We start from the raw sequence: 12,212 nt of genomic DNA, 5'->3' as shown, positions 1-12,212 counted from the left end.
CTACTCTGCCGGAACCCGCGCGGGGGCGGCAACGTCGCCCGCCGGCGCCGCGCGCCTCGGGCCGGTGCGGTGATGCGTGGCGTAGAGCGTCAGCCCGACGAAGGTGAGCCCGCCCACGAGATTGCCGACGACCGTCGGGATCTCGTTCCAAAGCAGGTAGTCCATGACGGAGAAATTGCCGCCCAGCATGAGTCCCGACGGAAACAGGAACATGTTCACGATGGAGTGTTCGAAGCCCATGTAGAAGAACAGCATGATGGGCATCCACATGCCGATCACCTTCCCCGAGACGGAGGTCGACATCATCGCCGCGACGACCCCGGTCGAGACCATCCAGTTGCAGAGCACGCCACGGATGAAGAGGGTCAGCATGCCCGCCGCGCCATGCGCCGCATAGCCCACGGTACGGCCTTCGCCGATCATGCCGATCTTCTGGCCGACGGCGTTCGGCGCTTCCGTGAAACCGAAGGTGAAGGTAATCGCCATCATGACGGCGACGAGGAACGCGCCGGCGAAATTGCCGACGAAGACCAGCCACCAGTTGCGCAGCACACCGTTCATGGTCACGCCGGGGCGCTTGTCCATAAGCGCCAGGGGAACGAGGGTGAAGACGCCGGTCAGCAGATCGAAGCCCATGAGGTAGAGCAGGCAGAACCCCACGGGAAAGAGAACGGCGCCCAGCAGGGGTTCCCCGGTCTGAACTGTGATGGTGACCGCGAAGGCAGCGGCCAGCGCCAGGATGGCGCCGGCCATAAAGGCGCGGATCAGCGTGTCCCGCGTCGACATGAAGACCTTCGCCTCGCCGGCGTCGACCATTTTCGTGACGAACTCGTTGGGTGTGACATATGCCATGATCGTGTCTCCTGCGTTGGGAGGAAGCGAAGCCGGGCGGAGCGTCTACTCCGCCGCGGCCAGCATCATCGTCGTGTCCATCAAAATCCGATCGCCGTCGCGCTTCAGCGCGAAGGTGCGCACCGCGCCCTCGTCTGCCCCCTGGGCAAGCCCGCTTTCCAGCGAGAACACCCAGTTGTGCAGCGGACAGGTGACATGCGCGCCGTGGACGATGCCCTGGCTCAAGGGACCGCCCTGGTGAGGGCAGCGGTCCTCGATGGCGTAGACCTCATCCGTTGCGGTGCGGAAGACCGCGATCCGCCCGATGGGCGTGTCCACACAGCGCGCGCCGCGGCTCGGAATGTCGTCGAGCTTGCCGATTTGAAACCAGTTCGCCGTGCTCATTCCGCAGCCTCCAGGGAAAGGGTCGCCATCGGCTTGAACTCGTGCTTGTCCTTGCCCGAGACACGCTCAGACCAGGGGTCGACCTGGGCGAATTTCTGGGAGAAGACGAAGCGGTCGTAATAGGCCTTGCGCTTTTCCTTGTCGTCGAGGGTTTGGCGGCGAACCTCGTCGTAGCCGATGCGCTTGGCCCACTTGTAAATGCGCTCCAGGTAGCGCGCCTGCTCGCGATACATCTGGACGAGCGCCACGATCACCTCCAGCGCCTCGTCCTCGGACTTGACCAGGCCCAGCACCTCCGTTCCCTTGATGTCGAGACCGGCGGCACCGGCGAAATGGATCTCATAGCCGGAATCGACACAGACCACGCCCACGTCCTTGCATGTGGCTTCCGCGCAGTTGCGCGGGCAGCCGGAGACGGCCATCTTCACCTTCGCCGGGGTCCACGAGCCCCACATGAACTTCTCGATGCGGATGCCGAGCCCGGTGGAATCCTGCGTGCCGAAGCGGCACCAGTCGGACCCTACACAGGTCTTCACGGTCCTCAGGCCCTTCGCATAGGCGTGGCCGGAGACGAAGCCGGCCTTGCCGAGCTCGGACCAGACCGCCGGCAGGTCCTCTTTCCTGATACCCAGCATGTCAATGCGCTGGCCGCCGGTGACCTTGACCGTCGGGATGTCGAACTTGTCGACGACATCGGCGATGGCGCGCAGCTCCTTCGAACTCGTCACGCCGCCCCACATGCGCGGCACCACCGAATAGGTGCCGTCCTTCTGGATGTTGGCGTGCACGCGCTCATTGATGAAGCGTGACTGGTAGTCGTCGGCATATTCGTCCGGCCAGTCGGCCACGAGATAATAGTTGAGCGCCGGGCGGCACTTGGCGCAGCCGCAGGAGGTTTTCCATTCCAGCTCCTGCATGACGGCGGGGATGGTCTTCAGCCCCTTCGCCTTGATGAGGCGGCGCACGTCGTCATGGCCGAGATCCGTGCAGCCGCACATGGGCTGGACGGCGGCGGGGTTGTAGGAATCGCCAAGCGTGAGCGCCATGAGCTGCTCGACGAGGCCCGTGCACGAGCCGCAGGAGGCGGAGGCCTTGGTGTGGGCGCGCACATCGTCGAGCGACGTCAGCCCCTTCTCCTGGATGGTGCCGACGATCTTTCCCTTGCAAACGCCGTTGCAGCCGCAGATCTCCGCATCATCCGGCAAGGCTGCAACGGCCGCCATAGGGTCCAGCTGACCCCCTCCCTGATAGGCCTGGCCGAAGATGAGGGTGTCGCGCATCTCCGAAACGTCGGTGCCCTTCTTGAGCATGTCGAAGAACCAGGAACCGTCGGCCGTCTCGCCATAGAGCACGGCGCCCAGGATGCGGTTGTCCTTTAAAACGAGCCGCTTGTAGACGCCGGCCGAGGCATCGCGCAGCACGATCTCCTCGCGATCTTCCGCCTCCGCGAAATCGCCCGCCGAATAAAGGCTTACGCCGGTAACCTTGAGCTGCGTCGCCGTCTCGACGGGGCGGAAGGCCGCATCCTTCTTGACGAGCGTCCTGGCCGCCACCTTGGCCATGTCGTAGAGCGGCGCGACCAGGCCATAGCAGATGTTCTCGTGCTCCACGCACTCGCCGATCGCAAGAATGTCCGGATCGGAGGTCACCATCTGGTCGTTGACGATGATACCGCGCTCCACGTGCAGGCCGGCATCGGTGGCGATGCGCGTCTCCGGCCTGATGCCAACGGCCATGACCACAATGTCGGCGGGATAGATCGTGCCGTCCTCCAGCAGCACCGCCTCGGCCCGATCATCGCCGAGCACGGCCTTTGTCTGTGCCTTGCAATGGATCTTGATGCCGCGGCCTTCCAGTTCCTTCTGCAGGAGATAGCCGGCGGCCGGGTCGAGCTGGCGCTCCATGAGGTGGTCCATCAGATGAAGCACCACCACTTCCATCCCGCGCAGGCGCAGGGCCGCCGCCGCCTCCAAGCCCAGAAGCCCGCCGCCGATCACCACTGCCCTCGCCCCGGGCTTGCCCGCCGCCGCGACCATGGCATTGACGTCGTCCAGATCGCGGAACGCCATTACACCGGGAAGGTCCCTGCCGGCGATGGGGATGATGAAGGGCGCCGAACCGGTCGCGATCACCAGCTTGTCATAGGCCATCTCGCCTTTGGCCGACGAAACCGTCTTGGCCTTGCGGTCGATCTTCGTCACCGTCTCGCCGAAGCGGCAGTTCACCTGGGCTGCGGCGTACCAATCCGCGTCGTGGGTAACGATCTCCTCATATCTCTTCTCGCCGGCCAGCACCGGCGAGAGCATGATGCGATTGTAGTTGCCGCGCGGCTCGGCGCCGAAGAGCGTTACGTCGAAGGCGTTCGGATCGGTCTCGAACAGGTGCTCGAGCATGCGCCCCGAGGCCATGCCGGCACCGATAACGACGAGTTTCTCAGTCATTTTGTCCTTCCGTTCTGCGCAATGCCTTCAGGCCGGCTGCAGGCGTTCGTCGCGTTCCATGCGCCGGACGGCGAAATGCATCCAGGCAAGCGAAGCGGCGACGATGACGAAAAGCGCCATGAAGCAGCTCGTCCAAAGGCCGGTGAGGTCGTTGAGGACGCCGAAGAGGAGCGGCAGGAAGAAGCCGCCCAGCCCGCCGATCATGCCGACAAGGCCGCCGACGGCACCCACATTCTGCGGGTAGTAGACGGGGATATGCTTATAGACCGCCGCCTTGCCGAGGCTCATGAAGAAGCCGAGGACGAAGACGATGGCCGTAAACGCCCACGGCCCGATTTCGAAATGGAAGGCCTTCGGCCCGTCGATCCCCTGGACGACGTAATCGGCGGCCGGGATGGAGAGCAGCGCCGTGCAGGCGGCGGACACGGCGAAGGTCCAGTACATGACGCTACGCGCGCCCGCTTTGTCCGACAGCACGCCGCCATAGGCACGGAAGATGGAGGCAGGCACCGAATAGGCAGCGCCGATCAGCCCCGCCGTGGCGATGTCGAAGCCGTAGACCCCGATTAGGTAGCGCGGCAGCCACAACGCCAGCGCCACGAAGCCGCCGAAGACAAAGAAATAATAGAGTGCGAATCGCCAGACTTGCAGGCTCTTGAGCGGCGCGAACTCCGAGGCAAGTTTCGGCCGTGCGGCGCGTCCCGCCCGCTGAGCGCGGATCACCGGGTCGTCGCCGGTGGTGAACCAGAAGACGACGGCCATGACGACGAGGACCAGCGCCCAGATCTGCGCCACGGCCTCCCAGCCCCAGGCGACGAGCACGAAGGGCGCGATGAACTTCGTCACCGCCGCGCCGACATTGCCGACGCCGAAGATGCCGAGCGCCGTCCCCTGCTTTTCCGCCGGATAGAAGCGCGCCACATAGGCGACGCCGACGGCGAACGAGCCTCCCGCGACGCCGAGGCCGAGAGCGGCGGCAAGCATTTGCGGATAGGTATGCGCGAAGGACAGAAGCAGCGTCGCGACCGCCGCGGCAAGCATGGTGAGCGTGTAGACCAGTCGGCCGCCGTAACGGTCGGTCCAGATGCCGAGCGCCAGGCGCACGAGCGATCCGGTCAGGATCGGCGTGCCCACCAGCAGGCCGAAAGCGGTTTCCGACAGACCAAGCTCGTCCTTGATGCGCACGCCGATGATGGAAAAGATCGTCCACACCGCGAAACAGACGGTGAAGGCCACGGTGGACATGGTGAGCGCGCGGCTCGGTGTGATGTCCCGTGTTGGTGCGGCTGGCTGTGATGTGGTCATCGGCTGCTCCATTCCAACTGCTCGCCCGATTGCCAAAACAAAAAGCTGCCGGCCAACGGCTCGCCTCCGCAGTCACGGCGGCGGCGATCGCTGATCGGCAGCTTTGCCCGAGCGCCCTTCATTGGACGCTTTCTGTTGGTGTCCCCTCTGGACCCGCCTTTATCTATGCAGGTTGCGTGCCAACTCGCACTGGATACGAAAAGCCTTTGAAACTCAGTGGTTTAGAAAAATAGATGCCTCATGGGCATTTTGGCGCCGCACCGTTCTGCTGTTCATTGTTGCAGCGCACAGAACAAATTTTAGGCAGACAAAATCAATGGCAAAAATTTAGGCACTCGCCGCGGGCGCCCGTTGACCGGCGATGTAGTCGTCCAGCTTTTCGGGGTCGAAGACGGCACCATCGAAGAAACCGTCGGGGCCGAGGATCAGCCGTCCGGAGGCCGAGCCGACCGGCGTCGGCAGGTTGAGCGCGCCTTCCACCTTCATGCTGGCCGAGGGCATCGGCGCGCCGAGGGGGCCGAGCGCGGCCCGATAGATGTCCGGGCGGAACGTGCGGCGCGCCGTCTCGGCGTTGGCCGCGCCGTGCGCAACCTGCCCCCAGCGCACCATCTGCGAATAGAACCAGAGCGCATGGCTCTGCCACGGGAAATTCGCCGCCTTCTGCACCGGGAGGAAGAATTCGGGCATGTTCTGCACGCCGCCGCCCGTCTGCAGCCGCCCCTCGAGCGCGCCCAGAAGAAGCCGCTTGGGCTGGGCGAGATAGATATCGCCTGCGAGCATCGCCGCCAGTTCCTCCCGGTTCTCGCTCTCGCCGCACCACAGGGCGGCGCGGTAGAGCGCACGCAGGAACTGATGCAGCGTCTCGCGGTGCGCCTCCGCCCAGTCCGCGCGCACGCCGATCACCTTTTCCGGGCTCGACTTCCAGATGGCCGCTTTCACCGTTGCGATATGCGCATGCCCGCCGGCGACCGCGACGCTGCTCCAGGGCTCGCCGACGCAGAACCCGTCGATACGCCCGGTGGCCACCGCATCGGCCGTCAGCGGCGGCGGTACGATCGTGATCTCGACGTCACGCTCGGGATCGATGCCGCAGGCGGCAAGCCAGTAGCGCAGCTCGAAATTGTGCCCGGAATAGGGATGCACCACGGCAAAGCACAGCCGCTCCCGTCCGCTCGACCGGCGCTCCTCCACGACACGCCGGAGCGCCGCTCCGACCGCTGCCGGCGCGTCCGGCCCTCCGGCCCCGGCATCGGCCATCGCCGACCACAGCGCCTTGCTGACGCTGACGGCGTTGCCACCGAGCCCCAGGGCAAAGGGCGCGACCATGTCCAGACGCATCGGCGTCAGGCCCAGATTGGTGGCGATCGGCATGGGGGCCAGCATATGCGCGACGTCGAAATGTCCGACCGCGATCCTGTCGCGGATATTGGCCCATGAAATCTCCCGGGAAAGGGTGAGTTCGATCCCCTCCTCGGCGGCAAATCCCTTCTCCCGGGCCGTCACCAGGACAGCGCTGTCGAGCAGCGGCAGGAATCCGGCAGTGATGTGATGCGCGCCCATGGCCGGCCTCATTCGTCCAGAAGCCCGGACGCCAGGATCAGGCTCTGGGCAATCTCTGAGAGTTTTCGGTTCTGGTTCATCGCCGTGCGCCGCAACAGCGCGTAGGCCTCCTCCTCGGAGATGCCCTTGGAGCGCATGAGGATCCCCTTGGCGCGGTCGACCAGCTTGCGGCTCTGCAGCTCGTTTCTGGCCTCCTCCAACTCGCGCGCCATGCGCGAATAGGCGTTGAAGCGGCTGATGGCCATGTCGAGGATCGGCTTCACCCGCTCCTGCCGCAACCCGTCCACCACATAGGCCGACACCCCGGCCTCCACCGCCGCCGCGATCATCGTCTCGTCGGAACGGTCGACGAACATGGCGATCGGCCGCTTCACCGCCCGCGACAGGTTGAACATGTTCTCCAGCACGTCGCGGTTGGGGTTTTCCAGATCGATGACGATGACATCCGGACTGACCTCCTCGATCCGCCGCGCCACCGCGTCGACGTCGTGGACGAGCGTCACGCGCTCGTGCCCAGCCTCGCGCAGGCCCGCCTCTATGATGGCGGCGCGCACCTTGTTTTCGTCGATGACCAGGACGGAAAGTGATTGGACCGGCATGCCTCTATTTTGCGCATGCACAATGATTGTGCAATGCGAAAAATCGATGTGCCGGTGAAAAGCCGCGCCTCAGACGTAGAAAATGCCGCTGTCGCTGCCGGGGCTTGCTTCCTCGCGTTCCACCGCCGAGACGCCGGATTTCTCGCCCAGTTCGGCAAGCAGTCGCAGGCGGGCACGGTTGAGGCGGCTCTTGATGGTGCCGATCGCGCAATCGCAAATCGTGGCCGCTTCCTCGTAGCTCATGCCCAGCACGCCGATCAGCATCATCACCTCGCGTTGCTGCTCCGGCAGGCGCTGGATGGCGTTGTGAACCTCGAGCCCTCGGGCGGACCACTCCTGGGTGGCACCCACCACCGGGCGCGCCGACACACAATCGGCCGAGCCCGGCGCCTCGCGCTTGGACACTTTGATCTTCGTATAAAAGGTGTTGCGCATGATGGTAAAAAGCCAGGACTTCATGCTGGTCCCGGCTTCGAATTGGTGCAGATGGGAAAGGCCCTTGGTCAACGTCTCCTGTACCAGGTCATCGGCATCGTTCGCGTCCCGGTAGAAGGTTCGTGCGAAGGCACGCAGGGCGGGGATGAGGTCGACGATCTCGGAGCCGGGATGCCTCGGAGCGCTGTCTCTCGAACGGGGGGACGGTGCCATTCCGAAAATCCCTTCCTCTCACGGCATAAATCTTTTTCGGCAGTCAGCCCGGTTAATGCGCGATACTCCCAGGAGTTCCCGCGCGCCGGCAAGCGTTCTGGCAAACGCCGCATGTGTGGTTTCGGACCGCGGATGCCGCAGCGCCCCCTTCCCGCCTTTCGTTCCCGGATTAGTCGACGGCGCAGCCGTTCCGCCATGCCGGCACAATCCCGGTCGAACGGAGCGAAGCCGGAATCCTGTGATGCTTCGGTCCGGCCCGAACCGTGCGGAATGGATCCCGGACAGCCTGCGCTATCGCTGCAGCTTCCGGGATGACGGCGAGCGCCGACCATTGCGATTTGGGGTGTGAAGGAGCGCGGCTATTTGATGCAAGCTCCACCTACACCAGTTCCACGTCCACCACGCCCGGCACCGAGCGCATGGCGGCGGCGATCTGCGGCGAGATGCGGTAGCGGTCGGGCAGGCCGACCTCGATCTCGCCCTGGCCGCCCTCCTTGATCACGATGAAGCTTACCTGCCCCTCTCCGCGGCCCTGAAGCTGCGCGGAAATGGCGCCGACGGGCGCAGAATCGCGCAGATAGACGCGCAGCGCCTTCTGCATGCGGCTCGCCTCCTCTTCGAGCGACTGCACCGTCTGGATGCGCAGGTTCACGCCCTCCGGCCTGTCCTCCGCCGAGACCATGATGACCACCGAGCGGCCGGGCTCCAGAAGGTCGCGATACTGGTGCAGCGTCTCCGAGAAAAGCACCGCCTCGTACTGGCCGGTCGCATCGGAGAACTGGACGATGCCCATCTTGTTGCCGGTACGCGTCTTGCGCTCCTGCTTGGCCGTCACCGTGCCGGCGAGCCGGCCCGCCGTCGCGCCACGCTTGACGGCGGCCTGGAACTCCGCCCAGCTCTGCACGCGCATCTTCTCCAGCGTCGGCAGATAATCGTCGAGCGGATGGGCCGAGAGATAGCAGCCGACCACCTGGAATTCCCGGTGCAGCTTGTCCGACGGCAGCCACGGGTCGGCGGCGGGAAGCTGCAGGCGCTGCGGCTCGAGCTGCGCGGCGCCGAAGATATCGCCCTGCCCCATCGCCGCGTCCTCCGCCGCCCGCGCGGCCATGCCCATCAGCCGGTCGACGCCGGCGAAGAGCGCCGCCCTGTCGTGCCCGAAACAGTCGAACGCGCCGGCCTGGATCAGGCTTTCGAGGACCCGCTTGCCGACGATCTTCGGGTCGACGCGCGCGCAGAAATCCTCCAGGGTCTCGAACGGCTTCTCCCGCCGTTTTTGGACGATGTGCTCCACCGCAGCGTCGCCCACGCCCTTGATGGCGGCGAGCGAATAAAAGATGCGGTTTTCGCCCACCTCGAAGTCGCGATAGCCCGCCTGGACCGAGGGCGAGACGACCTCGATGCCGAGCCGCATGGCATCGCGGCGGAAATCGTTGAGCTTGTCCGTGTTGGCCATGTCGTAGGTCATGGACGCGGCCAGGAACTCCACGGGATAGTGCGCCTTCAGATAGGCCGTCTGGTAGGAGACGAGCGCATAGGCGGCCGCATGCGACTTGTTGAATCCGTAGTCGGCGAACTTGGCCAGAAGATCGAAGATGAAGTCCGCCTGCGCCTTGTCGAGCCCGCGCTCGACCGCGCCCTCGACGAAGCGCACGCGCTGCTTGTCCATCTCGGCGCGGATCTTCTTGCCCATGGCGCGGCGCAGAAGATCCGCTTCGCCGAGCGAATAGCCGGAAAGCTCCTGCGCGATCTGCATCACCTGCTCCTGGTAGACGATAACGCCCTGCGTCTCCTTCACCAGGTGGTCGATCTTCGGGTGGATGGAGGCGATCTCCTCCTCGCCGTGCTTGCGGGCGTTGTAGGTGGGGATGTTCTCCATCGGGCCCGGGCGGTAGAGCGCCACCAGGGCGATGATGTCCTCAATGCGGTCGGGCTTCATGCCGATCAGCGCCTTGCGCATGCCGGCGCTTTCCACCTGGAAGATGCCGACCGTCTCGCCGCGCGACAGCATCGCGTAGGTCTCCGGGTCGTCGAGCGGTATTTTCGACAGATCGATCTCGATACCGCGGCGGCGGATGAGCTTGACCGCCTTCTCGAGCACGGTGAGGGTCTTCAGACCCAGAAAGTCGAACTTCACCAGCCCCGCCTGCTCGACCCATTTCATATTGTATTGGGTCACCGGCATGTCGGAGCGCGGATCGCGATACATCGGCACCAACTCCGAGAGCGGCCGGTCACCGATGACGATACCCGCGGCATGCGTCGAGGCGTGGCGGTAGAGGCCTTCAAGCTTCTGGGCGATTTCCAGAAGCGTTCCGACGATCGGCTCCTTCTCCACCTCCTCGGCAAAGCGCGGCTCGTCCTCGATCGCCTTGTGGAGCGGCGTGGGATTGGCCGGGTTCGACGGCACCATCTTGGTGAGCCGGTCGACCTGCCCGTAGGGCATCTGCAGCACGCGGCCGACGTCGCGCAGCACGGCCCGCGCCTGCAGGGTCCCGAAGGTGATGATCTGGGCCACCTGGTCGTGGCCGTACTTCTCCTGCACATAGCGGATCACCTCGTCGCGGCGATCCTGGCAGAAGTCGATGTCGAAATCCGGCATCGACACGCGGTCGGGGTTGAGGAAGCGCTCGAAAAGCAGGGAAAAGCGCAGCGGATCGACATCCGTGATGGTCAGCGCATAGGCGACCAGCGAGCCCGCGCCCGAGCCGCGCCCCGGCCCCACGGGGATATCCCGCGCCTTCGCCCACTTGATGAAGTCCGCAACGATCAGAAAGTAGCCGGGAAACTTCATGCGCACGATGATGCCGAGTTCGTGCTCCAGCCGCTCCAAGTAGTTCTCGCGCGTATAGCCTTCCGCTAGCCCTTGCGCCTCCAGCCGCCTTTCCAGCCCCTCGCGTGCCTGCCGGCGCAACTCGTCGGCCTCGGCCTCGAGCACCGCCTCGGGATCCTCCGTCTCCCCACCGGTGAAGCGCGGCAGGATCGGCTTGCAGGTCTTCGGATAATAGGAGCAGCGCAGCGCGATCTCGACCGTGTTGTCGATCGCCTCCGGCAGGTCGGCGAACAGCACCCCCATCTCGGCCTGGCTCTTCAGGTAATTGTCGGGCGTGAGCTGGCGCCGGTCGTCCATGGCGATGACCGCGCCCTCGGCAATCGCGATCAACGCATCATGCGCCTCGAAATCCTCGCGGGTGGGAAAGAAGCCTTCATTGGTGGCCACGAGCGGCAAATCGTGACGGTACGCCAGGTCGACCGTCGCCGCCTCGACCGCCCGGTCATAATCGCGCAGCCGCTCGAGCTCCACGTAGAGCCGATCACCGAACGCCTTCTTGAGAAACAAAAGTCGCGCCTCGGCGACTTCCGCCCGGTCCGCCTTCAGTGCTGCGCCCACCGGCCCGCGCGGGCCGCCGCTGAGACAAACGATTCCCTCGGCATGATCTTCCAGCCACCCTGCCGCGATATGCGGGTCCGCCCCGGCTTCGTTCTCCAGATAGGCACGGCTGACCAGCTTCACGAGATTGGCGTAGCCCTCCTCCGTCGCGGCGATCAGGACCAGCGGATCGAACGGACTTCCGCCCTTGCGGCTGTGGCTCCGCCGCGCTTCGGAAAATGCATCCTCGAAAGCGATGTCGAGTTGGCAGCCGATAATCGGCTGCACCCCCTCCTTCACCGCCTTCTGCGCAAATTCCAGCGCGCCGAAGAGGTTGTTGGTGTCGGTGACGGCGATGGCGGGCGTCTCGTCCTTGACGGCGTGGCCGATGATCTTGCCGATCGGCAGCGCGCCCTCGAGCAGCGAATAAGCCGAATGGACCCGAAGATGGATAAACGGCCGTTCCGGCCGCTCCGGCCGCGCCGCTGCACGGGCGGCTTCCGCCAGGAGGGGATCACGCGATCGCCTGTCGCTTGCCATGTCGGTTCAGCTCTTGAGACTCGGTTGCGCCTGCCGGCCATTGTTTCGGATCATGCTTCACAGGTCGAGTCAGCGATGCAGTTGATCACAGACGTCTATATGGCCGGGACGTCACGGAATGGATCCCGGACAGCCTCCGCTTCGCTCCAGCTTCCGGGATGACGGCCCGCGTGCTGCCAACCCATTCCGCCATAGAGCTCTCGCCAATCGGGATTCATCTCCTCGATCAGCCGGATCTTCCACGCTCGCCGCCATCGCTTGATCTTCTTCTCGTAAAGAATGGCGTCGCCGATATCGAAGAATTCCTGAGACCAGACCAACCGGACTGCACCATAGCGGGATGTGAATCCCTTCGAAAGGTGCTGCTTATGCTCCCAAACGCGCCTCGCCAAATCCGCGGAGACGCCGGTGTACAGTGTTCCACCCCTTTTCGAAGCCAGAATGTACACATACCCACCCATCGACTGGTCCATACCTGCTCAAAGCACAGCCACGCCGTCATCCCGGAAGCCCGGA

General features: G+C 64.7%; 9 protein-coding genes. All 9 read right to left on the bottom strand.

What is annotated here, in order from left to right:
• Nucleotides 1-852 (bottom strand): formate/nitrite transporter family protein, encoded by an 852-nt coding sequence (locus ACFP9U_RS07845; RefSeq protein ID WP_378620359.1) that lies wholly within the window; start codon nucleotides 850-852, stop codon nucleotides 1-3.
• Nucleotides 853-897: 45 nt separating this feature from the next.
• Complete coding sequence (nirD, locus tag ACFP9U_RS07840) at nucleotides 898-1,236, bottom strand: nitrite reductase small subunit NirD (RefSeq protein ID WP_378620357.1); 339 nt, start codon at nucleotides 1,234-1,236, stop codon at nucleotides 898-900.
• The gene (gene nirB / locus ACFP9U_RS07835; RefSeq protein WP_378620354.1) at nucleotides 1,233-3,677 is read right to left on the bottom strand and encodes a nitrite reductase large subunit NirB; all 2,445 of its coding nucleotides are present in this window, start codon (nucleotides 3,675-3,677) and stop codon (nucleotides 1,233-1,235) included. The genes nirD and nirB overlap by 4 nt, the downstream gene beginning before the upstream one ends.
• Nucleotides 3,678-3,704: 27 nt before the next feature.
• Entirely contained in the window at nucleotides 3,705-4,982 is a 1,278-nt protein-coding gene (locus ACFP9U_RS07830; RefSeq protein WP_378620353.1) for an MFS transporter, read from the bottom strand.
• 327 nt (nucleotides 4,983-5,309) lie between these two features.
• A complete protein-coding gene (locus ACFP9U_RS07825) occupies nucleotides 5,310-6,542 on the bottom strand; it encodes a CmpA/NrtA family ABC transporter substrate-binding protein (RefSeq protein WP_378620350.1) in 1,233 nt (410 codons plus the stop codon).
• Nucleotides 6,543-6,550: 8 nt separating this feature from the next.
• Nucleotides 6,551-7,141, bottom strand: a complete 591-nt coding sequence (locus ACFP9U_RS07820; RefSeq protein ID WP_378620349.1) for an ANTAR domain-containing response regulator — start codon at nucleotides 7,139-7,141, stop codon at nucleotides 6,551-6,553.
• A gap of 69 nt (nucleotides 7,142-7,210) precedes the next feature.
• A complete protein-coding gene (locus tag ACFP9U_RS07815) occupies nucleotides 7,211-7,789 on the bottom strand; it encodes a sigma-70 family RNA polymerase sigma factor (RefSeq protein WP_322452112.1) in 579 nt (192 codons plus the stop codon).
• 379 nt (nucleotides 7,790-8,168) lie between these two features.
• Nucleotides 8,169-11,696, bottom strand: a complete 3,528-nt coding sequence (dnaE, locus tag ACFP9U_RS07810) for a DNA polymerase III subunit alpha (RefSeq protein WP_378620347.1) — start codon at nucleotides 11,694-11,696, stop codon at nucleotides 8,169-8,171.
• A 95-nt stretch (nucleotides 11,697-11,791) separates the two neighbouring features.
• On the bottom strand, nucleotides 11,792-12,157 hold the full coding sequence (locus tag ACFP9U_RS07805; protein WP_378620386.1) for a GIY-YIG nuclease family protein: 366 nt from the start codon (nucleotides 12,155-12,157) through the stop codon (nucleotides 11,792-11,794).
• Nucleotides 12,158-12,212 lie beyond the last annotated feature (55 nt).

This window comes from Nitratireductor sp. GCM10026969, from assembly GCF_042660605.1.
Classification (GTDB): Bacteria; Pseudomonadota; Alphaproteobacteria; order Rhizobiales; family Rhizobiaceae; genus Chelativorans.
This window is presented reverse-complemented; position numbering and strand designations above follow the sequence as displayed.

Excerpts from the sequence above, each read along its gene's own strand:
- ACFP9U_RS07815 (WP_322452112.1), bottom strand. The coding sequence starts at position 7,789 with ATGGCACCGTCCCCCCGTTCGAGAGACAGCGCTCCGAGGCATCCCGGC.
- ACFP9U_RS07820 (WP_378620349.1), bottom strand. The coding sequence starts at position 7,141 with ATGCCGGTCCAATCACTTTCCGTCCTGGTCATCGACGAAAACAAGGTG.
- ACFP9U_RS07830 (WP_378620353.1), bottom strand. The coding sequence starts at position 4,982 with ATGACCACATCACAGCCAGCCGCACCAACACGGGACATCACACCGAGC.
- nirD (WP_378620357.1), bottom strand. The coding sequence starts at position 1,236 with ATGAGCACGGCGAACTGGTTTCAAATCGGCAAGCTCGACGACATTCCG.
- ACFP9U_RS07805 (WP_378620386.1), bottom strand. The coding sequence starts at position 12,157 with ATGGGTGGGTATGTGTACATTCTGGCTTCGAAAAGGGGTGGAACACTG.
- nirB (WP_378620354.1), bottom strand. The coding sequence starts at position 3,677 with ATGACTGAGAAACTCGTCGTTATCGGTGCCGGCATGGCCTCGGGGCGC.
- dnaE (WP_378620347.1), bottom strand. The coding sequence starts at position 11,696 with ATGGCAAGCGACAGGCGATCGCGTGATCCCCTCCTGGCGGAAGCCGCC.
- ACFP9U_RS07825 (WP_378620350.1), bottom strand. The coding sequence starts at position 6,542 with ATGGGCGCGCATCACATCACTGCCGGATTCCTGCCGCTGCTCGACAGC.
- ACFP9U_RS07845 (WP_378620359.1), bottom strand. The coding sequence starts at position 852 with ATGGCATATGTCACACCCAACGAGTTCGTCACGAAAATGGTCGACGCC.